Source organism: Dactylosporangium sp. NPDC050588, assembly GCF_040654975.1.
Taxonomy (GTDB): domain Bacteria; phylum Actinomycetota; class Actinomycetes; order Mycobacteriales; family Micromonosporaceae; genus Dactylosporangium; species Dactylosporangium maewongense.
In genome coordinates, this window is the sequence record NZ_JBFAJA010000013.1 from 135687 (window position 1) to 158625 (window position 22939).

Consider the following 22939-nt stretch of genomic DNA (forward strand, 5'->3'; position numbering starts at 1 on the left):
ATGTCGCGATTCAACGGAAAGGTCGCTCTGGTGACCGGGGCCGCGCAGGGCATCGGCCTGGCGACGGCCCGCCTGCTCGCCGCCCAGGGCGCCCGCGTCGCGCTGCTCGACCTGGACGCGTCCCGCGTCCCCGACGGCGTCGGCACCGCGTACTCCTGCGACGTCACCGACCAGGGCGCGGTCGACCGCACCTTCGACCGCGTCGTCGAGGACCTCGGCTCGCTCGACATCCTCGTCAACAACGCCGGCATCACCCGCGACAACCTGCTCTTCAAGATGCCGTTCGAGGAGTGGGAAGCGGTCCTCACCACCAACCTGACCAGCATGTTCCTGTGCTGCCACGCCGCGCAGCGGCACATGGTGCCGGCCCGCTCCGGCCGCATCGTCAACCTCAGCAGCCGCTCCGCGCTCGGCAACCGCGGCCAGGCCAACTACGCCGCGGCCAAGGCCGGCGTCCAGGGCCTCACCGCGACCCTGGCGATCGAGCTCGGCCCGTACAACATCACCGTCAACGCCGTCGCGCCCGGCTACATCGCCACGCCGATGACCGCCGCCACCGCGTCCCGCGTCGGCAGCACCCCGGAGGACCACCAGAAGGAGGTCGCCGCCCGCACCCCGCTGCGCCGGGTCGGCCAGCCGGAGGAGGTCGCCGCCGTGATCGCGTTCCTCGCCAGCGACGAGGCCTCCTACGTCTCCGGCCAGACCCTCTACGTCAACGGCGGCGCCCGCTAAGGCGTGTTTGGTCACTGGGGTCAGAGCCATTCGTTGATCGCGGCGATGGTGACGGTGGCCTGGTAGCGCACCGCCCACTTCTCGAAGCGGGTGGCCATGCCGCGGTTGCGTTTCAGCTGGTTGATGCCGCACTCCACCGCATGACGCTGCTTGTGGAGCTCCGGGTCGAAGGCCGGTGGGCGACCGCCCTTCGACCCGAGCTTGCGCCGGTTCGCGGCATGGTCGGCCTTGATCGGGATCGTCGCCCGGATACCGCGCCGACGCAGGTAGGCACGGTTCGCCTTCCCGGCGTCTGCCTTGTCGGCCAAGACCCGGTCCGGGCGAGTCCGCGGCCGGCCGCCACCGAGGCGCGGCACCCGGATCCGCCACCGGATCCCGTCGATCAACTGCCGTCTGCTCCACTTCGGCGGCCGCCCACGCACCGACACCGCAGGCAGCTCCACGGCCAGAACCGCCCACCGCGCGTCGCTGAGGTCACGCCGCCTCGCCACCGCGACGCCGGCCACGAGGTCTCCGGTATGAAGGTTTGCTCGGTCGCCAACCCACTTACCGGAGACCTCGCCGTCTATCGACTACCGCCACGCCGACGTGGAGCCGGCTTACCAAACACGCCTTAGCCGGCCCGTAACGTAACAGAACCTTAAAGAGCGCAACGCTACGACCTGCGCACATAGAGGTACTTCTTTTGTGAAAGAAACTTAACTGATACAGTCCCTGCCCATCGATCCCATCGATGTGGAGGGCTCGCTATGAGAGCGCAACGTCGAACATTTGCCCTGATTGCCGGCGCGGCGGTGACGCTAGTGGCGGGCATGGTCATGGCCACCGTCACCCAGGCGGAGGCCGCCAGCAACGCCGCCGCCGCCGTCGCGTGCTCGGCGCCCGCGTGGGCGGAGGGCAACACCTACACGGCCGGCACGCAGGTCACCTACGGCGGCAAGCTGTACCAGGCGCTGGTCACGCACACCGCGTACGTGGGTGCGGGCTGGAACCCGGCGTCGACCCCGTCGCTGTGGAAGGACCTCGGCGCGTGCACCGGCGGCACGCCCAGCACAAGCCCGAGCGCGAGCAGGAGCCCCAGCACCAGCCCCAGCGCCAGCCGGAGCCCCAGCACCAGCCCGAGCGCGAGCAAGAGCCCGAGCAGCAGCCCGTCCACGTCGACGTCGCCGGGCGGCAGCACCTGCGCGGTGAAGTCGCGGCCCGCCGGGAAGGTCCTGCAGGGCTACTGGGAGAACTGGGACGGCGCCTCGAACGGCGTGCACCCGGGCATGGGCTGGGTCCCGATCACCGACGCGCGGATCAAGCAGCACGGGTACAACGTCATCAACGCCGCATTCCCCGTGATCCGGTCCGACGGCACCGTGCTGTGGGAGGACGGCATGGACGCCGGCGTCAAGGTGTCCACGCCCGCCGAGATGTGCGCGGCGAAGGCCGCCGGCGCGACGATCCTCATGTCGATCGGTGGTGCGGCGGCCGGCATCGACCTGAGCTCCAGCGCCGTCGCCGACCGGTTCGTCGCGACGATCGTGCCGATCCTCAAGACCTACAACTTCGACGGCATCGACATCGACATCGAGACCGGGCTCACCGGCAGCGGCAACATCAACACGCTGTCGACGTCGCAGGCGAACCTGATCCGGATCATCGACGGCGTGCTCGCGCAGATGCCGTCGAACTTCGGCCTGACGATGGCGCCGGAGACGGCGTACGTGACCGGCGGCAGCGTCACCTACGGCTCGATCTGGGGCTCGTACCTGCCGATCATCAAGAAGTACGTCGACAACGGCCGGCTGTGGTGGCTGAACATGCAGTACTACAACGGCAGCATGTACGGCTGCGCCGGTGACTCCTACTCGGCCGGCACCGTGCAGGGCTTCCAGGTGCAGACGAACTGCCTCAACAGCGGCCTCACCATCCAGGGCGTCACGATCCGGGTGCCCTACGACAAGCAGGTCCCCGGCCTGCCCGCCCAGACCGGTGCGGGTGGCGGCTACATGAGCCCGTCGCTGGTGTCACAGGCGTACAACACCCAGCTCAAGGGCCTGATGACCTGGTCGATCAACTGGGACGGCTCGAAGGGCTGGTCCTTCGGCGACAACGTGAAGTCGCTGCAGGGCCGCTAACCGGCGGCAGCCGCCGCCACGACGCCCGCCGCGATGAGCGACAGATCGGCAGCGGTCGTCACGTACGGCGGCATCGTGTAGATCAGATCGCGGAACGGCCGCAGCCACACCCCGTGCGCTGCGGCCGCCCGCGTCGCCGCCACCATGTCCACCTCGTGGTCGAGCTGGACGACACCGATCCCGCCGAGGACCCGTACATCGGCGACACCCGGCATCTCGCGGGCCTCCTCCAGACCGGAGGAGAGCACCGTCTCGATCCGCTTCACGTCGCCCTGCCAGTCGCCGCCGAGGAGCAGGTCCACCGACGCCCCGGCGACCGCGCAGGCCAGCGGGTTGGCCATGAACGTGGGGCCGTGCGCCAGGACCGGCACGCTCCCCTGCGAGATGCCGTCGGCGACCTCGGCGGTGCACAGGGTCGCGGCGAGCGACAGGTACCCACCGGTGAGCGCCTTGCCCAGGCACATCACGTCGGGCGAGACCCCGGCGTGGTCGGCGGCGAACAGCGCGCCGGTGCGGCCGAACCCGGTCGCGATCTCGTCGAAGATCAGCAGGACGTCCGCGTCGCGGGTCGCGTCCCGCAGCACCCGCAGGTACTCCGGCGCGTGGAAGCGCATCCCGCCGGCGCCCTGCACGACCGGCTCGACGATCACCGCCGCGAGCTCGTGCGCGTGCTCGTGGATGAGCGCGGTCAGCGCCGCCGCGTAGGCCGGGTCGAACGCCGCCGGCGGCTCCGGCGCGAACACCTGCGCCGGCAGCACCCCCGTCCACAGGCTGTGCATCCCGCCGTCGGGGTCGCAGACCGACATCGGGTGGAAGGTGTCGCCGTGGTACCCGCCGCGCCAGGTCAGCAGCCGGCGCTTCGCGGGGCGGCCCAGCGAACGCTGGTACTGCAGGCACATCTTCACCGCGACCTCGACCGACACCGACCCCGAGTCGCTGAAGAACACGTGCCGCAGCGGCTCCGGCGTCAGCTCGACGAGGCGCGCCGCGAGCGAGACCGCCGGCTCGTGCGTGAACCCGCCGAACATCACGTGGCTCATCCGGCCGAGCTGCCCCAGCGCGGCCGCGTCGAGGACCGGGTGCCGGTACCCGTGGATCGCCGACCACCACGACGCCATCCCGTCGACCAGCTCGTCGTGGCCCTCGAACGGCTCCGCCAGGCGGATCCGCACCCCCTCCGCCGAGGCCGCGACGAGCGGGGCGCTCCGCCCGGGCATCGGCCCGTACGGGTGCCAGACGTGCGCCCGGTCCAACGCCAGCAGCTCCTCGACACGCATGCAGCGACCCTATCGACGCCGGCCGGAGGACTGGTGCCGGGTTGGTATCCTGCCGCTCCATCATGGACAGCGACAGCGCGGCGGTCCTGGCGACCGCGTCGAGGGTCGAGAGCGTCGACGAGCTCGCCGAGCTCTTACGGCACCTGCGCCGGCGGCAGGCCCGGCGGCGGGGCGAGCCACCGCTGACCTATCGCGAGCTCGCGGGCCGCACCGGCTGGTCCCACGGCAGCATCGGCGGCTACCTGACCGGCAAGATCGTCCCACCGGCGGACCGCTTCGACGAGCTCGTCCAGCTGCTCGACGTGGCGCCGGAGGAGCTCGGCGCGCTCGCCGACGCCCGTGACCGCGTCGAGGAGCACGCCCGGGCCGACGCCCGCGACCGCGTCGAGGAACACGCCCGCACCGACGCCCGCGACCGCGTCGAAGAGCATGCCCGCACCGACGGGCCGGGCCCGGCGGCGCAGGCCGCCGACCCGTCCGTGCCGCACCAGCTGCCGGCCGCGCCGGACGCCTTCACCGGGCGGGCCGCGGCGATCGCGCGGCTCGACGCGGCCGTCAACGGGGCTACCGAGGGCGGCACCGTCGTCGTCATCGGCACCGCGGGGGTCGGCAAGACCGCGCTCGCGGTGCACTGGGCGCACCGGGTCATCGAGCGGTTCCCGGACGGCCAGCTGTACGTGAACCTGCGGGGGTTCGGCGCGGGCGCGGAGGTGACCGCGGACGAGGCGCTCCGGGCGTTCCTCACCGCCCTCGGCGTCACGCCCGACCAGGTCCCGGCGGAGCTGGACGCGAGGATCGGGCTCTTCCGCAGCCTCCTGACCGGCCGCCGGGTCCTCGTCGTGCTCGACAACGCCGCCCACGCGGAGCAGGTCCGGCCGCTGCTGCCCGGCAGCTCCGGCAGCCTCGCCCTGGTCACCAGCCGCAACCAGCTCGCCGGGCTGGTCGCCACCGACAGCGCCGTGCCCGTCACCCTCGACCTGCTCACCGCCGGGGAGACCCGGCGGCTGTTCGCCACCCGGATCGGCGCCGCCCGCGTCGAGGCCGAGTCCGCCGCCGTCGACGCGATCGCCGCCACCTGCGCCCGGCTGCCTCTCGCGCTGGTGATCGTGGCCGCCCGCGCCGCCGCGCACCCGGACCTGCCGCTCGGCGTCCTCGCGCACGAGCTGCGGACCGAGCGGGTGCTGCACGACGCCGGCGTGCGGCCGGTGTTCGACTGGTCGTACCAGCGGCTGAGCGCCCCCGCCGCCACGCTCTTCCGGCGGCTCTCCCTCGCCCCCGGCCCCGACGTGGGCCGGGACGCCGCGGCCGCGCTGCTCGGCGAGGTCCACGGGGAGCCGGCCGGCGCGTGGCGGGCCCTCGCCGAGCTCACCCACGCGAGCCTGCTCACCGAGCACGCGCCCGGCCGGTTCGTCGCGCACGACCTCCTCCGCGCGTACGCCGCCGAGCTGTCCGGCACCCTCGACGACCCGGCCGACCGGGACGCCGCCACGGTGCGGCTCCTGGAGCACTCCCTGCACACCGCGCACACCGCGGCGCTGCTGCTCGACCCGCACCGCACGCCGCTGCCGGGCCTGCCCGCCGCCGCCGCGCCCGGCACGGAGGCGCAGGCGCTCGCCTGGTTCGCCGTGGAGCATCACACACTCCTCGCCGCCGTCCGGGAGGCCGCCGCCACCGGCCACGACGGCCACGCGTGGCGGCTCGCGTGGACGCTCGTGGACCACCTCGACCGGCGCGGCCACTGGCCGGACCTGCTCGCCGCGCAGCGGGTCGCCCTGGCGTCCGCGCGGCGGGCCGGCGACGTCGCGGGCGAGGCGGTCAGCGCCCACCAGCTCGGGCGGGCCTGCATCCGGATGGGCGACTACGACGCCGCCACCACCCACCTGGAGCTGGCCCTCGACCGGTACGGGCACGTCGGCGACGACGCCGGCCGGGCCCGCGTCCACGGCAACCTCGGCTTCATCGCCGACCGGCAGGCCCGCCCCCGCGACGCGATCGGGCACCTGCTGCGCTCCCTCGACCTCCTGCGCGCCACCGGCGACCAGGCGGGGCAGGGCTCGGCGCTGGCGAACCTCGGCTGGTTGTACGCCGCGTCAGGCGAGCACCGGGAGGCCCTCGACCACTGCCATCAGGCCCTCGAGCTGCAGCAGCGGATCGGGGACCGCACCGGCGAGGCCTACAGCTGGGACAGCATCGGCTTCATCCACCACCAGCTCGGCGAGCACGAGCCGGCCGTCGAGTGCTACCGGCAGGCCCTGGAGCTGTGGCGGGAGATCGGCGACCGCTACGGCGAGTCGGAGACCCAGACCCACCTGGGCGACCTGCACCGGGCGGCGGGCGCCGACGCGGAGGCCCGCGCCTGCTGGCTCGCCGCCCTCGCCATCCTCGAGGACCTCGGCCACCCCGACGCCGACCAGGTCCGCGCCCGGGTGGCCTAGCGCCCGGCTCAGCGGTGGGTCAGGTCGGCGCAGCCGGCCTCGCCCGGCAGCAGCGGGCGGAACGTCACCTGCCAGTTCGAGCCGGCCGACGACCACGGGGTCCGGGAGTTGGCCTTCCCGGCGGCGGCCAGGATCTGGGCGCCCTGCCCGTCGGTGGCGCTCACGCAGTGCACCCCCGGCCGGTCCGCGACCGGCTCGCCGGGCAGCGCCGGACCCGGCCACGCCACCGGCGCCTGCGGCGGCAGGCCCTCGTCACCGCCCGCCTCGGTCCACTGGACGGCGACGGCCGCGACGCCCGCCGCCGGATACGCCGCCGACTCCGACACCGCGCCCTTGCCCAGCGTCGACGGCAGGTCGGTGAGCGCCTCCACGAGGCGCTTGAGCCGGTCCCGGGCGGCGCGCTGCGGGCCGGACAGCTCGTCCTCGCCGATGCCGAGCGCCGGGACGTCACTGACCTGCTCGCCGGCGGCGGTGCGGACCATGATGTGCGTGGTGGGCGCGTCGGCCACGTTGGGCATGCCGAAGTCGGCCTGCTTGCCCACGCCCGCGTCGACCGCCCGGTCGACCAGCTTCGCCACGTCGGCGGTGCTGATCCGCTGCAGCTGCACATTCGGCAGGGCGGGGCCGGGATAGATCTCGATCACGGGCCCGTTGGTGACGACCCGGCCGTCGCCATACACGCTCAGCGTCGGCACCTCCGTGACGGTCATCGCGACCGGGACCAGCCCGCCGGAGACGTCGACGCGCAGGACGAGGTCGTCGGCGCCGTACGAGCCCGCCGAGGTGCCGCCACCGGCCGGTTCGGCGCCGCAGCCGACGGCCATGAACAGGGGAAGCGCCAGGGTGGCGGCGAGCACGCGCAGCTGTGTCATACCGGCTCTGACGCACCGGGCCACCCTCCGGTTCCGCCCTCGGGTGAGGTTGCCCCCGGCGGCGGTGGGCAGAGCGCCACCATGCCACCAGCGAAAACCACCACGCCAGCCACGGCGAAAACCAGCACGCAGGCAGCTTCGAAGAAGAAAGGCAGCCAGCCCTGGCTGCACCAGCAGAGCACCGAGATCCAGCGGTTCGGCACCGTACGGCAGTTCCCGGTCGCGCTGTCTGCGGAGACCCGGATGTACTCCTGCGAGCGGCTCAACCAGATCCTCGCCGACACCCAGATCCTGTTCGCGCTCTACAAGAAGCACCACTGGCTGATGCGCGGCCCGACCTTCTACCAGCTGCACCTGCTGCTCGACAAGCACGCCGGTGAGCAGCTGGAGCTCGTCGACGCGGTCGCCGAGCGGGTGCAGACCCTGGGCGGCATCGCGGTCGGCGACCCGCGGCACGTCGCGGAGCTCACCCGGGTGCCGCGGCCGCCGGACGGGGCCGAGGAGGTGCCGGCGATGCTGTCGCGCCTGCTCGAGGCGCACGAGATGATCCTGACCGAGGCGCACGACGCGGCGGCGAAGACGGGCGCGATGGGCGACGACGGCACCAACGACATGCTGGTCTCCGCGGTGATCCGCACCGGCGAGCTGCAGGCCTGGTTCCTGGCCGAGCACCTCGTCGACACCCCGCTCGTCCGGACGGAGGAAGCCGCCAGGACCAGGCGTTGATGGAAGGAGATACCGTGTCGACGTGACGAGGCAATCCGACTCGCAGTTGGGCGTCGACCTGGGGACCACCCACACGGTTGCGGCGCTGACCGCTGCCGACGGTCGCAGCCAGCCCCTGCTCTTCGACGCGAGCTTCCTGCTGCCGTCGTCGGTGTTCGCGGAGGTCGACGGGCACCTGCTCACCGGCAAGGACGCCGAGCGCAGCGCCCGCCTGGACCCGAGCCGCTTCGAGCCCAACCCGAAGCGCCGCATCGACGACGGCACGGTGCTGCTCGGCCCCCGCGACTATCCGGTGTCGGACCTGCTCGCGGCCGTCCTGCGGCGCACCGCCGACGAGGCGTCGCGGGTGCTCGGCATCATGCCTGTGCGCACCGTGCTCACCTATCCGGCCAACTGGGCGACCCACCGCCGGTCCGTCCTGGCCGACGCCGCCGCGCGCGCCGGCATGCCCGCCCCGATCCTCGTGCCCGAGCCGATCGCGGCCGCCGCCTACTTCACCACCGTCATGGGGCGGCAGATCGCTCCCGGCGGCGTCCTGGTGGTGTACGACTTCGGCGGCGGCACGTTCGACACCTCCGTCCTGCGCCGGCGGCCCGACGGCGGCTGGGACGTCCTCGCCAGCGACGGCCTGCCCGACGTCGGCGGCGTCGACCTCGACGCGGCCCTGCTCGCCGACGTCGGGCAGAGCCTGGCGATGGGCAACGCCGAGCAGTGGCGGCAGCTCACCGACCCCACCGACGACATCTCCCGGCGGCGCAGCTTCCTGCTCCGCGAGGACGTGCGCACCGCCAAGGAGCAGCTGTCGCGCACCTCGTCGGCGGGCGTGCACGTGCCGCTGTTCGAGGTCGACCTGCACGTCACGCGGGCCGAGTTCGAGCAGGTGTCACGGCCCTACCTGCAGCGCACCGTCGACCTGACCGCCAACACGCTCCAGCGCGCCGGCGTGCGCACCGACCAGATCGCCGGACTGTTCCTGGTCGGCGGGTCGAGCCGCATCCCGATGGTCAGCACGCTGCTGCACCAGCGGCTCGGCGTCGCCCCCACGATCATCGAGCAGCCGGAGCTGGTGGTGGCCCTGGGCAGCGCGATCGCCGCGATGCCGAGCCGCCCCGGGCCGGTCGCGGGGGCCGTCTCGGGCCCGCAGACCGGGCCGCGCCTGCCGGGCATGGGTGCGCCGATGGGTGCCGTGCCCGTCTCCGGACCCGCCGCGCCGGTGTCCGCGCCCCTGACGGGCCCGATGTCGCCGGCCGCGTCGCCCTCGTCGCCGCCCACCTGGATCGGTGGCCTCCCGCCGGCGTCCGGCGCCCCCGTCTCGGCCCCGCCGAACATCCTCCCGCAGAGCGGCCCGCCGTCCAGCGGCCCGCCCGCGAGCGCCCCGCCCCTGAACGCCCCCGGCGGCCACCCGGGCTTCGCGCCTCCCGGTGGCCAGCAGGGCTTCGTCGCGCCCGGCGGCCCGCAGGGCTTCGTCGCGCCCGGTGGTGGTGCCATGGCCGGAGCCGCGTTCGGCAGCCAGGCGCCGGCGACCGCCCAGTTCGGTCACGGTGGCGGTCCGGCGACGCCCGGCGGCCCGCCCGGCGCGCCGCCCTTCGGCCCGCCCCCGCCGCGCCCGGCGAGCGGCGCCAAGCCAGGGCTCGTCATCGGCATCGCGGTCGCGCTCGTGCTGCTGCTCGGCATCGGCGGCGTCGTCACGTACCAGGCTGTGAGCAACGACAAGCCCGTCGACAACCCCACCGTCAGCACCGGCAACGGCAACCGCGGCACCGGCGGCGGCGCCACCGGGGCCGGCCCGGCCAGCACCAAGGACGCCAAGCCGGGCGCGAAGCAGCAGACCGTCGACATCAACAAGGCCGTCTGGTACGGCCAGGTCAAGCTCACCTTCGGCAAGATGACCTACGAGGCCGACGCCGACGACGACCCGCTGGTCGCCGAGGTCCAGATGGAGAACCTCGGCGACGACACCGTGCAGTCCTACGGCGTGCGGATGGCGTTCCAGATCGACGGCCAGGAGTACTCGGGCAGGTTCAAGGAGACGTCGCAGGTCTCCGGCGGCCAGAAGAGCAACTTCCACGTGTCCTTCGCCGTGTACGACCCGCTGAAGGCCAGCATCGGCACCGGCACGCTGCTCATCGGCGACGGCAAGGAGGCCCAGGCCAAGATCCCGCTCGGCGGCGGCGAGGTCGTCGCCTACGAGCCGGTCAACGTGCTGCAGAACAAGTCGGTCACGATCCACGACCTGCAGGTCACGTTCACCACCTGCGACGTGCGCGGCGGCTTCCTGGACTACAACGGCCAGGCACTGAAGGACAACCGGGTCTTCACCTGCAAGCTCGACATCCGCTACAACGGCAAGAGCAGCCTGTACGTGGGCGCGGAGCACTTCCGGCTCGGCCTGCCCGACGGCACCGAGGTCGCCCCGAAGAGCGCGCCGAACGAGGCGATGTCGTCCGGCTCGGAGAACCTAGCGCCCGCCCGCAACCTCGGCTTCCAGTTCAAGTACGTGCCCGGCACGTACAAGCTGCGCGTGGTCGACATCGCGGGTGACGCCCGGAAGCCGACCGACGTGGCCGAGCTGGACGTGACCGTCAAGTAGGCGGGTCCGCCCGCGGAGGTCAGGACCCGTCGCGCAGGTCGGCGAGGCGGGTCCGGGCGAACCTGACGGCGGAGAAGTCGGCCGTCGTGCCGGGCCCGCGGGGCGACTGCACCAGCAGCCCGGCCTCGACCGGCGCACCGGGCGCGAGAGGCATCGCGAACACGCGGGCCAGCTGCCAGGTGACGCCGTCGCCGGAGGCGTGCAGCGCGAAGACCGGACCCATCCGGCTGATCCGCAGGTGGACGCCGGACCCTTCGTAAGGCCAGCCGTTGGCGTCGTCGGAGGCGCCGGCGCGGGTCACGACGGTGACGACGCGCGGGATGCCCTCGGGGTCGAGCTCGGCGCACACCGTCGAACGCGAGGTCATCCATCCTGCCACGCTACGCGGGCCCTTAGTTCGGGCTCCGATCAAAGGGTTGGATCGAGTCTATTTCCTGAGCGGTTCTGTTGATTTCTGTGTGACATCGTTAACATGCGAAATCAGCATCCACCGATACCTGCCGCCAGCGGTGTCGGACTCCGTCCGCCAAGGAGAACACTCATGTCCGCATCACGTCACCGGCGGAGGCTGCTCACCACAGTCCTCGCCGCGGTGCTCGGCCTCGGGACGGCGGTGTCCGCCGCGCCGCCCGCGGGGGCCGCGCCGGCCCAGCCGTCGCCCCTCACCACCCCGTGGACGAGCCAGGCGCTCGCCGGCCAGCCGCTGCCGGAGTACCCGCGGCCGCAGATGACCCGTCCGGACTGGCTCAACCTCAACGGTGAGTGGCAGCTGCGCCAGTCGACCACCAACGACAACCCCGTCTTCGGCCAGACGCTGCCGGAGCGGGTCAACGTCCCGTTCCCCGTGGAGTCGGCGCTCTCCGGGATCAAGCGGCCCGCGAACGACAACCGGCTGTACCTGTTCTACCGGCGCACGTTCACGGTGCCGGCCGGGTGGGCCGGGCGCCGCGTCCAGCTGCACTTCGGCGCGGTCGACTACCAGGCCACGGTGTGGGTCAACGGCGTGCAGGTCGGCGGGCACACCGGCGGCTACGACCGCTTCGAGTTCGACATCACGCCGCAGCTCAACGGGGGCACCAACGAGCTGATCGTGCGGGCCTACGACCCGTCGGACACGCCCGGGCTCAACATCGCCCGCGGCAAGCAGGTGCGCAACCCGGGCGGCATCATGTACACGCCGTCGTCGGGCATCTGGCAGACGGTGTGGATGGAGCCGACGCCGACGGCGTCGATCTTCAGCGCCGACCTGTACCCCAACATCTCCAACAACACGTTGCGGATCCGGGTCTTCACCAGGGGCGACGTCAGCGGGCACTCGGTGTTGGCCGAGGCGATGGACGGCACGACCGTGGTCGGCACCGCGACCGGCGGCTTCACGGACTTCACCGTCCCGGTGCCCAACGCGCGGCGGTGGTCGCCGGACGACCCCTTCCTGTACAACCTCCGGATCTCGCTGCGCAACGGCGCCGGCGCGACCGTGGACCAGACCATGCACTACTTCGGCATGCGTGAGGTCGGCAAGGCCGTGGTCAACGGCAAGCTCGTGCCCACGCTGAACGGCCAGTTCGTGCTCCAGACCGGCGTGCTCGACCAGGGCTTCTGGCCCGACGGGCTCTACACGGCCCCGACCGACGCGGCACTCGCCGGCGACCTGCAGAAGATCAAGGACCTCGGCTTCAACATGGTCCGCAAGCACATCAAGGTGGAGCCGCAGCGCTGGTTCTACCACGCGGACCGGCTCGGGCTGCTGGTGTGGCAGGACATGCCGAGCATGGGCGAGGCGCCCGGCACCGCGGCGCAGCACGCGCAGTGGGAGACCGAGGTCGGGCAGATCGTCGACGAGCACCGGTCGTCGCCGGCGGTGATCGTGTACGTGCCGTTCAACGAGGGCTGGGGCGAGTGGAACCTCGCCGACACGACCCGCGTGGTGAACAACGTCAAGAACCAGGACCCGACCCGGCTCGTCAACGCGCACAGCGGCTACAACTGCTGCAACTCGAAGGGCGACCCCGGCAACGGCGACATCCAGGACTGGCACTGGTACGTCGGGCCCAACTCCCCGACGCCGACCAGCACCCGCACGGCGGTCCTCGGCGAGTACGGCGGCCTCGGCGTGCGCTCCCCGGGGCACGAGTACAGCCCGAACGGCGGGTACTTCGCCTACGAGACGCACCCGAACGGGACGTCGGCCACCGACCGGTACGTCGCCGTCCAGGCCCAGGCGCTCAACCTGGTCTACACGCGCGGGCTGGCCGGGATGGTCTACACCCAGCCGTTCGACGTCGAGGGCGAGTTCAACGGCTTCTGGACCTACGACCGGCAGGTGCTCAAGTACGACGGCGCCCGCATCCGCGCCGCGAACCAGCAGATGATCGCGGCCTCGAAGCGGCTCAACGCCGCCGGCCCGCCGCCCGGGGCGCCGGTCACCGGCCCCGGCGGCAAGTGCGTCGACATCGCGGCCGACGACACCGGCGGCAACGGCTCCGCGGCGCAGCTGTGGGACTGCCAGCTCAGCGCCGTCGACCAGCACTGGTCCTGGAGCGGCACCGCGCTGCAGACGCTGGGCCGCTGCCTGGACGCGACGGGCAACGGCACCGCCAACGGCACCCTGATCCAGCTGTGGGACTGCAACGGCGGCGGGGCCCAGCAGTGGGTGCCGCAGACCAACGGCTCGCTGCGCAACCCGCAGTCCGGCCGGTGCCTGGACTCCCCCAGCGGCTCCACGGCCAACGGCGCGCGGCTGCAGCTGTGGGACTGCAACGGCAGCGGCGCGCAGGTGTTCCGCATGGGCGGCGGCTCTCCCGGCGCCACGTTCGTCAACGGCACGGGCGGCCAGTGCGTCGACGTGGCCGCCGACGACACGGGTGGCAACGGCGCCGCCGTGCAGCTGTGGGGCTGCCAGCCCTACGCCGTGGACCAGCACTGGGCGTGGGACGGCACCGCGCTGCGCACGCTCAACCGGTGCATGGACGCGACCGGTAACGGCACCGCCAACGGCACCCTGATCCAGCTGTGGGACTGCAACGGCGGCGGGGCCCAGCAGTGGGTGCCGCAGACCAACGGCTCGCTGCGCAACCCGCAGTCCGGCCGGTGCCTGGACTCCCCGAACGGCTCCACCAACAACGGGGCCCGGCTCCAGCTCTGGGACTGCAACGGCAGCGCCGCGCAGGTGTTCCTGAAGCAGTAACGACCGTGGATATGGCGGGGGGGGGCGGTTCGCCGCCCCCCGCCATCGCGATTTGTCAAGAGTTGACAAAACTCGATATCGGCGCGAATCTCCGTAGTGAACGTCCCGCCCCCTTGAGAAGCGCCGCCCCGCCAGGCGTGCGCACGCCATCCCCAGCGTCGACGGCTGGTGCTGGCACGCGCGCTGACAACGATGTCGGAAGCGGCGAGACAACCCTCACCGAAACGGCAGGTTGCCGCATGACACTCCCCCGCCCCCGCACCACCCGCAGACGCGCCTGGTTCGCGGCGGCCGCCCTCGCCGCGAGCCTGATCAGCGCCACCGTGTTCACCGAGCCCGCGGCCGCCGCCGCCGGCGACTGGTCGACCAGCTTCGAGGCCGGCGAGCCGCAGCCGACCTGGACCAACAGCGTCGAGAACAGCAACGGCGTCGGCGGCTACTGCTGCGCGCTGACCGGCATGGAGAGCATCCCGGGCACCGGAACGGCCCACACCGGGACGACCGCGCTGCTGTACTCCGGCAACGACCTGAGCGCGACGACGTCCTTCTCGTACAACCGGGTCTTCGACGTCGACATCCCGGTCGGCGCGGCCAGCACGCTGTCCTACTGGGTGTACCCCCAGTCCGGCGGGCATCTCGACGTCGCGGTCGACCTGATGTTCACCGACGGCACCAACCTGCGCGACTCCGGCGCGGTGGACCAGCACGGTGTGCGGGTGCACCCGACGTTCCAGGGCAACGGCTCGGTGCTGTCCTTCGACACCTGGAACTACGTCACGTCCAACATCGGCGCCGTCCGGGCCGGCAAGACGATCGACCGGATCATGGTCGCCTACGACCAGCCGCTCAACACGGGGTTGTTCCGCGGCTGGTTCGACGACATCCAGATCCGCGCCGACGGTGGCACCGCGGCCCGGCTGTCGGACTACGTCGACACCCGCCGCGGCTCCAACTCCAGCTTCAGCTACTCGCGCGGCAACACGTTCCCCGGCACGACGGTCCCGAACGGCTTCAACTTCTGGACCCCGGTGACCAACGGCAACAACGACAGCTGGCTGTACGAGTACAAGGCCACGACCGTGCAGGGCTTCGCGATCAGCCACGAGCCGAGCCCGTGGATCGGTGACTACGCGCAGCTGCAGGTCATGCCGATGACCGGCGCGGTGAAGTCGACGCCGGACTCGCGCAAGTCGACCTTCACCCACGCCAACGAGGTGGCGAAGGCGCACTACTACAAGACGCGGCTCGACACGTACGGCATCACCGCGGAGATCGCGCCGACCGACCACGCCGGCGTCATGCGCTTCACGTTCCCGTCGGCGGCGGAGTCGGTGATCCTGTTCGACACCGTCGACAGCGCCAGCGGCTCGCTCACCGTCAACAACGCCAACCGGACGATCCAGGGCTCGATCAACCACCGCGGCCAGACGCTGTACATCTCGGCGACCACGGACAAGGCGATCGCCGCCTCGGGCACCATCACCGGCCAGGGCGCGACCAGCTGGGTCCGCTTCGCCACCGCCGCCAACGAGCAGGTGACCCTGAAGATCGGCACCTCGTTCATGAGCGTCGCGCAGGCCACCGCCAACCTCAACCAGGAGGTCGGCGGCAAGAGCTTCGACACGGTCCGCGAAGAGGCCGCGACGGTCTGGGACAACACGCTCGGCAAGGTCCGGATCGAGGGTGCGACCAGCGACAACCAGGTCACGTTCTACTCGAACATGTACCGCTCGTTCATGTACCCGAACAACCGCTCCGAGATGGTCGGCGGGGTCCGCAAGTACCACAGCCCCTACGACAACACGATCCACGACGGCCAGATGTACGTGAACAACGGCTTCTGGGACACGTCCCGCGCGGTCTGGCCGTTGTACACGCTGCTCACGCCGACGCGGACCGGCGAGATGCTCGACGGCATCGTCAACGCGTACAAGAACTTCGGCTGGACGCCGCGCTGGACCGGGCCCGGCTCGATCGACATCATGGTCGGCACCAACCAGGACCTGGCGTTCGCCGACGCCTACGTGAAGGGCGTCCGCAACTTCGACTACCAGGCGGCGTACGCGTCGATGGTGAAGAACGCGAGCACCTACTCCGGCGCCGGCAACAAGGGCCGCAAGGCGATCCAGACGTCGGTGTTCAAGGGGTACGTGGCGACCGACGTCCTCGGTGAGTCGGCGGCGTGGACCCTGGAGGACGCGACCAACAACTTCGGCATCGCGCAGATGGGGCAGGCGCTCGGCTACACCGAGGACGCCGCCTACTTCCGCAACCAGGCCCTCGACTACACCAACCTGTTCTCGCAGTCCGTCGGGTTCTTCCGCGGCAAGCAGAGCAACGGCGCGTGGCGCACCACCGACGCGAACTTCAAGCCCAACGAGTGGGGCTGCGAGTTCACCGAGGGCGCGCCGTGGCACTACGCGACCGCCGCACCGCAGGACCCGAACGGCATGGCCAACCTCTACGGCGGCAAGGCCCAGCTCTCGGCGAAGATCGACTCGGTGCTCGCCGCGTCCCGGGACTTCCTGCCCGGCTGCTACGGCGGGACGATCCACGAGATGTCCGAGGCGTACGACACGAACATGGGCCAGTACGCGCACTCCAACGAGCCCATCCACCACATGCTCTACATGTACAACTACGCCGGCACCCCGGCGAAGACGCAGAACCAGGTCCGCAAGGTGCTGACCACGCTCTACAACTCGGGCGCCGGCACCGGCAACGGGTACCTCGGCGACGAGGACAACGGTGAGATGTCCGCCTGGTACGTCTTCTCCGCGATGGGCTTCTACCCGGCGCGGATGGGCTCGACCGACTACACGATCGGCGCGCCGCTGCACCCGAAGACGACGATGACGCTGGAGAACGGCCGGACGTTCACGGTCGACGCGCCCGGCGTCAGCGACACCAACCGCTACATCCAGAGCGCCACCCTCAACGGCGTCAACTACACGAAGAACTACCTGACGCACGCGGACCTCACCGCGGGCGGCACGCTGAACTTCGTGATGGGTCCGAACCCGTCGTCGTGGGGCACCGGCGCCTCGGACGTCCCCGGCTCGCTCACCACCGGCACGGCCGCCCCCGTCCAGCTCAAGGACAAGGCGACCGGCAGCACCGTCACCGCCACCGCGGAGAACGGCACCGCCGAGGGCCGCGCGATGCTGGTCGACGACACGTCGATGACCAAGTGGCTGGCCTTCGCGACCACCGCCACGATCACCTGCCAGCTCACCGCGTCGGCGACGGTCAAGCAGTACACGCTGACCTCCGCCGACGACGTGCCCGGCCGCGACCCTCGCAGTTGGACGCTGCAGGGCTCGAACGACGGCGTCACCTGGACGACGGTCGACACCCGCACCAACATCGACTTCGTCGACCGGCGGCAGACCAGGGCGTTCGTGATCAGCAACGGGACCTCGTACTCGCGGTACCGGCTGCAGATCACGGCCAACCACGGCGCCGCGGAGACCCAGCTGGCGGAGTTCGAGCTCCTCGGCTGAGCACGGCACGCGTCCTGGAGGGCGGTCACCGGTCGCGGTGGCCGCCCTCCGGCGTCCCGGCCGGCGGTGATCACCGGCGCCCGGCGTTGATCATCGAGAAAGCGCTCTCCCATCCGGTCGCCCGCGGCGGTAATGTGCCGGTGATCGACGGCCGGCGATCGGGGGGACGGATGCTGCGGCTGGTGCTCGGCGCGTTACGGCGCAGGGTGGCGCAGAGCGTCGCCGTGCTGGTCCTCACCACGCTGCTGTGCGCGGTCGCCGCCGCCGGGCCGCAGTTCGTCGCCGCCGCGGCCGCCCGGACCGCCGCGGCCGACCTCGCCTCGGCACCGCCCGCGCAGCGGCTGCTGTCGGTGCGCCGCAGCATCCCCCCCGACGGCGACCCGGCCGCCGCGCTCGCCGCCTTCCGCACCGAGGTCGAAGGGCTGCTCCCGCTGCGCGACGCCGAGCCGGTCCTCGGGCTGCGCCAGCCCTTCACGGTCAGCACCGGTGGCTTCGGTCGCACGGTCCCGGTGGCGTACCGCGACGGCGTCTGCGACCGGCTGCGGATCACCGGTGCGTGCCCGGCGCAAGGGTCCGAGGTGCTGCTGAGCCGCCGCGCGTCCGCGACCCTCGGCATCGGTGCCGGCCAGGACCTGATGGTCCGGACCCAGCCGTCGGCGCCCGAGCTGCCGCTGCGCGTCACCGGCACGTACGAGCTGCTCGACCCGGGCGGCGTCTACTGGGCGGACCCGCTGTTCGGCCCGGGGAGGATCGAGGCCGGCGAGGAGACCCTGGACCCGGTGTTCGCGGCGCGGGACACGTTCGCCGGCGTCCGGTTCAACGGCGCGACCGCGGTCTACACGACACTGGTGCCGCCACGGCTCGCCGCGGGTCCGGGCTCCTTCGCCGACAGCCTCGCCGAGACCGGGTACACGCTGCGCAGCGCCGGCTACGAGCTCGTCACGCCCGGCGAGGAGCTGCTCGGCGTCATCGCGGCGGACAAGGCCGCGGTCCGCGAGGGCGCCCTCGCCGGCTGGCTGCAGGCGATCATGCTGTGCTGGCTGGCCCTCGCGGTCGTCGGCCGGCACACCGCGCAGGACCGGCGGGCGGACGTGGCGCTGCTGAAGCTGCGTGGCGGCACCCGCCGCCGGATCGTGCACCTCGCCGCCGGCCAGCACCTGGCGCCGATGCTGGCGGCGCTGCCGCTCGGCCTGCTCCTCGGCTGGCTCGGGGCGCGCCTCGCCGCGGGCGGGCCGGTGCCGGCGACGGAGCAGGCCGCGACGCTGCGGCTCGTCACGACCGCGGTCGCCGCCGCCGTCGCGGGCGGGCTCGGGATCCTCGCGCTGACCGAGCTGCCGGCGCTGCGCACCCCCGTCGCCGTGCTGCTGCGGCGCGGCCCGCAGCGAGGCTCGGGGCGGGCCGGGCGGATCCTCGACCTGCTGCTGCTCGCCCTCGCCGGCGCGGCGCTCTACCAGGCACGCAGCGCCGGGCCGTCCGGGCTCGGCGCGGCCGCCCCCGCTCTCGTCGCCCTCGCCGTCACGATCCTGCTGGCACGGCTGGTCACCGGGTCCGCCGGGCGGGCCGGGACGGCTGCGCTGCGGGCCGGCCGGCTGCGGGCCGGGCTGGCCGCGCTGCAGTTCCACCGCCGCCCCGGCATCGAGCGGATCTTCGCGCTGGTCGCGGTCGCCGTCGCGCTGGCCGGGCTGGCGGCGCAGGGCTATGCCGCCGGCCGCACCGCCCGGGCGGACCGGGCCGCGGTCGAGATCGGCGCGGACCGGGTGCTGCAGGTGCGGGCCGCGAACCGGACCGCGCTGCTGTGGGCGGTCCGGCAGGCGGACCCGGGCGGCAGGACCGCGATGGCGGTCGCCGTCGACACCGCCGCCACCCCTGCGGTGCTCGCCGCCGACGTCCGCCGGCTCGCCGCCGTCACGGGTGCCGCCAGGGACGCCCTGGACGGCGCCGAGGGCTCGTTTCCCGCGGTCGACGGCACCTCGCTCACCCTGACGGCCCGAAACGACTCGCCGGCCCCGGTCCGGCTGGTGCTGAGCCTGGAGCACACCGCGACCGGCGCGGTCACCACGGTGCCGATCGGCCCGCTGCCCCCGGGCGAGCAGGAGGTGTCCGCGCCGCTGCCCGGCTGCGCGCAGCGGCCCGGCTGCCGGATCCTCGGCATGGTCCTCGCCGGGCCGGCCGACGTCGATGGCGCGCCCGAGCCGGCGCCGGCGGCGTCCGCGCTGGTCGTCCGCGGGCTGCGGCAGGACGGACCGGCCGGCGAGGTGCTCGACGCCGCGCGGCTCGGCGACCCGCGCTTCTGGCGGGCCACCACCACCGGCGCGGGTATGAGCGTCGCCGCCCGCGACGGCGTGCTGACCTTGCGGATCCCGCAGCCCGCCAAGGGGCAGCGCGCCGGTGACAACCACGCGTGGGTGGTCGACTCCGCGCAGCCCGTCCCGGTCGTCCTGGCCGGCCCCGCCCCGGAGGCCTGGGTCGACGGCGACCCGGCGCTGACAATGTTCGGCGGGCTGGGCGTGCCGGTCCGGGTCGTCGGCACCGTCCCGCTGCTGCCGTCGCTCGGCGCCTCGGGTGTGCTCGTCGACCTCGCCACCGCGCAGCGCTCCCTCGGCGCCCCCGGCACCTCCGGCGACCGGCTGGAGGTGTGGCTGGCCGGGGGCACGTCCCGGGCGGAGGTCGCCGCGCTCACCGCCCGGCTCGCCGCCGCCGGGGTCGAGGTCACCGGCGCCGACAGCGTCGCCGCACGGCGGGACCGGCTCGCCGGGCACGGGCCCGCCCTCGCCGCCCGCTTCGGGCTGCTGACCGCCGGCGCCGGCCTGCTGCTGGCCGCGGTGGCGGCGACGGTCGCGGTGACCGCCGAGCGCCGGGTCCGCGGCCAGGAGCTGCGGGCGATGCGCCACCAGGGCCTCGCCGCACGCGACGCGGCCGGCGCCGGGTTCCTCGGCCAGGCGGCCCTGCTCGGCGTGGGTCTCGCCGGCGGCCTCCTCGCCGCGGTCGTCGCGCAGCGGGCCGTCGGCGCGCCGGTGGTCGCGTTCATCGACGACTGGCGGCTCCTGGCGCCGCCCGACCCTTCCCAGCCCGTGGCCCTCGCGGCCGCCGGGCTCGTCGCGCTCGCCGTGCTCGGCGCGGTGTCGTGCGGCGCGCTGCTGTCATGGGCCCGAACCATCAGAGGTGCTCGATGATCACGCTGATCCTGGTGATGCTGCGGACGCGGCGCGGGCAGGCGGTCACCCTCGCGGTGCTGTCGCTCCTCGCGGTCGGCGCCGCTGTCGCCGTCCCCGCCTACCTGGCGGCCGTCGACGCCGCCGTGGTCCGTGGCGAGGTCGCCGCAGCCGAGGCCGGCGAGCGGACCGTCTCGCTCAACGCGACCGTCGACAGCGGCGAAGGGCTCGGCCGGGTCCAGTTCGCCGACGTCGGCAACACCCTCCTCGACCTGCCGGGCTTCACCCACGTGTACTCCGCCCGCTTCCCCGCCGTCGGCATCGAGCCCGGCCCGCGCGAGGCGTCCTGGATCACCTACCGGCAGCACGTCTGCGCGCACGTGACCGTCGTCGCCGGGCGCTGCCTCATCGGCTCCGGCGAGGTGCTCCTCGGCGAGCAGAGCGCGCGCCGGCTCCGCCTCCGCGCCGGGGACGAGGTCACCGTGACGTATGCCGTCAGCAACCCCGACCCGGAGGGCAGGGCCCCGGCCTACACCGCGGACGGCGCGCCCGTCCGGATGGTCGTCGTCGGCGTGTACCGCGTGCCGGCGCCGCGCGACGAGTACTGGGGCGGCCACGACTACTTCGCCCTCGACGCGTTCGGCCGCGCCGCCGAGCCGGTGTTCACCGACGCCGCCACGTTCGAGCTGATGCACCCCGCGATGAGCAACGTCTCCTTCGACGCGACCGCCGACGCCTCCGTGTTCGACCCGGCGGGCGGCGCGGCGCTGCGCGACCGCCTGGCGCGGCTCAAGGACGACACCGCCCGGCTCGGCGCCGGTTTCGGCGTCACCACCCGGATCCCGGACCTCGTCGACCGCATCGACCGCAGTCGCGACCTGGCCCGGCAGACCGTGCCCGTCGGCGCGGTGCCGCTGGTGCTGCTGGCGTACCTGGCGCTGTACCTCGCGGTCGACTACGGCGCCGAGGGCCGGCGCACGGAGCTCGCCGTCGTCGCGCTGCGCGGGACGCGATGGTGGCACCGGTGGACCCTCGCGCTCGGCGAATCCGTCGCCGCAATCGCCGCCGGTGCGGTCGCCGGGTACGCCGCCGGGCAGCTCGCCATCGGCGGGTTCGTCGCCTGGCGGTTCCCGGGTCTCGGCCTGCCGCTGCTCGACGCGGGCGCGCTGTGGCCGGCGGTGACCGCCGCGCTCGGCGCCGTCCTCGTCGCGGCCCTCGCCCAACGCCGGCACCTGCTGAGCCCCGTCTCCGACCTGCTGCGCCGCGTCCGCCGGCGGGCGCCGGGCTTCCCGGTCGGCGAGGTCGTCCTGGGCGCGCTGGCCGCCGCCGCCGTCGGACAGCTCTTCGCGACCGGCGGCCGGCTGTCCGGCGTCGGCATGCTCGCCCCGGCGCTGAGCATCCTCACCCTCGCCGCCGCCGGCGCGCGCCTGCTCGGGCCGGCCGCCGCCGCGGTGGGCCGCGCCGCCCTCGCCCGTGGCCGGGTCGGGACCGCGCTCGCCGCGCTGCACCTCGGCCGCCGCCCCGCCGCGCACCGGATCCTCCTGCTGCTGGTCACCGCGACCGCGGTCCTCGGCTATGCGGTGAGCGGCGCCGACGTCGCCGGGCAGGACCGCGACCTCGCCGCCCGGATCACCACCGGCGCGCCACGGGTCGTGACGGTGGTGCCCGTGTCCAGGCAGCAGCTGCTGTACGCCGTCCGGTCCGCGGATCCGGACGGGCGCTTCGCGATGGCCGTCGCGCACGTCCCCGGCGGGGCGCCCGGTGAGCCGCCGAAGCTCGCCGTCGACTCCGCGCGGCTGCCCTCGGTCGTCGAGTGGCTGCCGGAGTACGGCGACCTCGACGCGAACCGGATCGCCCAGGTGCTGCACCCGCCGGCCCGGCCGCCGATCGTCGTGACCGGGCAGGAGATCACGATCGACATCGACGTGTCCGGCGCGCGGGCGGAGGAGCCGGTGCGGCTCTTCGCGGTGCTCGCCTCCCTCACCGGCCGGGGCACCACCTCGGCCGCCGCCGGGGTGCTGGCCGACGGGCCGTACACCGTCCGCGTGCGCACCTCCGTCTGCGCCGACGGCTGCCGGTTGGTCGCGCTGCGGCTGGCCCCGGACCGTCAGACCGCGACCGGCATCACCGTCGGCGTCACCCTCCGCGGGCTGGGCGGCACGTCCTCCACGCCCGGCGTCACCTCCCCTGCGCCTGGCGGAGCTTCCCCGGTGCCGGGCCCCGAGCCTGGCGGGGCTTCCCCTGCGCCGGGCGCCGGGCCTGGCGGGGCTCGTCCTCACCGCCATCACCGGCATCGCCGGCTCCGGCAAAACCACCCTCATCACCAGCGACTTCCTCACCCA

General features: G+C 73.3%; 13 protein-coding genes. 9 read left to right on the plus strand and 4 right to left on the minus strand.

The window, feature by feature from the left end; all coding sequences use genetic code 11:
* Positions 1-732, plus strand: a complete 732-nt coding sequence (fabG, locus tag AB0I21_RS11405; RefSeq protein WP_360560279.1) for a 3-oxoacyl-ACP reductase FabG — start codon at positions 1-3, stop codon at positions 730-732.
* Between the two features lie 20 nt (positions 733-752).
* Here fabG and AB0I21_RS11410 read toward each other — a convergent pair whose 3' ends face one another.
* A complete protein-coding gene (locus AB0I21_RS11410) occupies positions 753-1238 on the minus strand; it encodes a transposase (RefSeq protein ID WP_360560281.1) in 486 nt (161 codons plus the stop codon).
* A gap of 243 nt (positions 1239-1481) precedes the next feature.
* Between AB0I21_RS11410 and AB0I21_RS11415 the strand changes: the two genes are divergently transcribed.
* Entirely contained in the window at positions 1482-2855 is a 1374-nt protein-coding gene (locus tag AB0I21_RS11415) for a glycosyl hydrolase family 18 protein (protein ID WP_360560283.1), read from the plus strand.
* On the opposite strand, the gene AB0I21_RS11420 is transcribed toward AB0I21_RS11415, so the two are convergent.
* Positions 2852-4132: an adenosylmethionine--8-amino-7-oxononanoate transaminase gene (locus tag AB0I21_RS11420; RefSeq protein ID WP_360560284.1), complete on the minus strand. Its 1281-nt coding sequence runs from the start codon at positions 4130-4132 to the stop codon at positions 2852-2854. The genes AB0I21_RS11415 and AB0I21_RS11420 overlap by 4 nt on opposite strands.
* A gap of 62 nt (positions 4133-4194) precedes the next feature.
* Here AB0I21_RS11420 and AB0I21_RS11425 point away from each other — a divergent pair, with 62 nt between their 5' ends.
* Positions 4195-6567, plus strand: coding sequence for a tetratricopeptide repeat protein (locus AB0I21_RS11425; RefSeq protein WP_360560286.1), 2373 nt, complete (start codon positions 4195-4197; stop codon positions 6565-6567).
* 8 nt (positions 6568-6575) lie between these two features.
* Here AB0I21_RS11425 and AB0I21_RS11430 read toward each other — a convergent pair whose 3' ends face one another.
* A complete protein-coding gene (locus AB0I21_RS11430) occupies positions 6576-7439 on the minus strand; it encodes a hypothetical protein (RefSeq protein WP_360560287.1) in 864 nt (287 codons plus the stop codon).
* An 81-nt stretch (positions 7440-7520) separates the two neighbouring features.
* Here AB0I21_RS11430 and AB0I21_RS11435 point away from each other — a divergent pair, with 81 nt between their 5' ends.
* Positions 7521-8165 (plus strand): DNA starvation/stationary phase protection protein, encoded by a 645-nt coding sequence (locus AB0I21_RS11435; protein WP_360560288.1) that lies wholly within the window; start codon positions 7521-7523, stop codon positions 8163-8165.
* Between the two features lie 22 nt (positions 8166-8187).
* A complete protein-coding gene (locus AB0I21_RS11440; protein WP_360560290.1) occupies positions 8188-10755 on the plus strand; it encodes an Hsp70 family protein in 2568 nt (855 codons plus the stop codon).
* A 19-nt stretch (positions 10756-10774) separates the two neighbouring features.
* Here the strand turns inward: AB0I21_RS11440 and AB0I21_RS11445 are convergent, their stop codons facing one another.
* Positions 10775-11122, minus strand: a complete 348-nt coding sequence (locus AB0I21_RS11445) for a DUF1349 domain-containing protein (protein WP_360560292.1) — start codon at positions 11120-11122, stop codon at positions 10775-10777.
* A 174-nt stretch (positions 11123-11296) separates the two neighbouring features.
* Between AB0I21_RS11445 and AB0I21_RS11450 the strand changes: the two genes are divergently transcribed.
* From AB0I21_RS11450 to AB0I21_RS11465, 4 genes are all read left to right on the plus strand, one after another.
* Positions 11297-13942 (plus strand): ricin-type beta-trefoil lectin domain protein, encoded by a 2646-nt coding sequence (locus AB0I21_RS11450; RefSeq protein WP_360560294.1) that lies wholly within the window; start codon positions 11297-11299, stop codon positions 13940-13942.
* 239 nt (positions 13943-14181) lie between these two features.
* A complete protein-coding gene (locus AB0I21_RS11455) occupies positions 14182-17445 on the plus strand; it encodes a GH92 family glycosyl hydrolase (protein ID WP_360560296.1) in 3264 nt (1087 codons plus the stop codon).
* Between the two features lie 170 nt (positions 17446-17615).
* The gene (locus AB0I21_RS11460; RefSeq protein WP_360560297.1) at positions 17616-20618 is read left to right on the plus strand and encodes an FtsX-like permease family protein; all 3003 of its coding nucleotides are present in this window, start codon (positions 17616-17618) and stop codon (positions 20616-20618) included.
* The coding region (locus tag AB0I21_RS11465) for a hypothetical protein (protein WP_360560299.1) at positions 20615-22939 on the plus strand (2325 nt) is incomplete at its 3' end. The genes AB0I21_RS11460 and AB0I21_RS11465, both read left to right, overlap by 4 nt.

Bases quoted from the DNA above. Each gene is read 5' to 3' on its own strand.
- fabG (WP_360560279.1), top strand. From the start codon at position 1: ATGTCGCGATTCAACGGAAAGGTCGCTCTGGTGACCGGGGCCGCGCAG.
- AB0I21_RS11415 (WP_360560283.1), top strand. From the start codon at position 1,482: ATGAGAGCGCAACGTCGAACATTTGCCCTGATTGCCGGCGCGGCGGTG.
- AB0I21_RS11420 (WP_360560284.1), bottom strand. From the start codon at position 4,132: ATGCGTGTCGAGGAGCTGCTGGCGTTGGACCGGGCGCACGTCTGGCAC.
- AB0I21_RS11425 (WP_360560286.1), top strand. From the start codon at position 4,195: ATGGACAGCGACAGCGCGGCGGTCCTGGCGACCGCGTCGAGGGTCGAG.
- AB0I21_RS11430 (WP_360560287.1), bottom strand. From the start codon at position 7,439: ATGACACAGCTGCGCGTGCTCGCCGCCACCCTGGCGCTTCCCCTGTTC.
- AB0I21_RS11435 (WP_360560288.1), top strand. From the start codon at position 7,521: ATGCCACCAGCGAAAACCACCACGCCAGCCACGGCGAAAACCAGCACG.
- AB0I21_RS11445 (WP_360560292.1), bottom strand. From the start codon at position 11,122: ATGACCTCGCGTTCGACGGTGTGCGCCGAGCTCGACCCCGAGGGCATC.
- AB0I21_RS11450 (WP_360560294.1), top strand. From the start codon at position 11,297: ATGTCCGCATCACGTCACCGGCGGAGGCTGCTCACCACAGTCCTCGCC.
- AB0I21_RS11455 (WP_360560296.1), top strand. From the start codon at position 14,182: ATGACACTCCCCCGCCCCCGCACCACCCGCAGACGCGCCTGGTTCGCG.
- AB0I21_RS11460 (WP_360560297.1), top strand. From the start codon at position 17,616: ATGCTGCGGCTGGTGCTCGGCGCGTTACGGCGCAGGGTGGCGCAGAGC.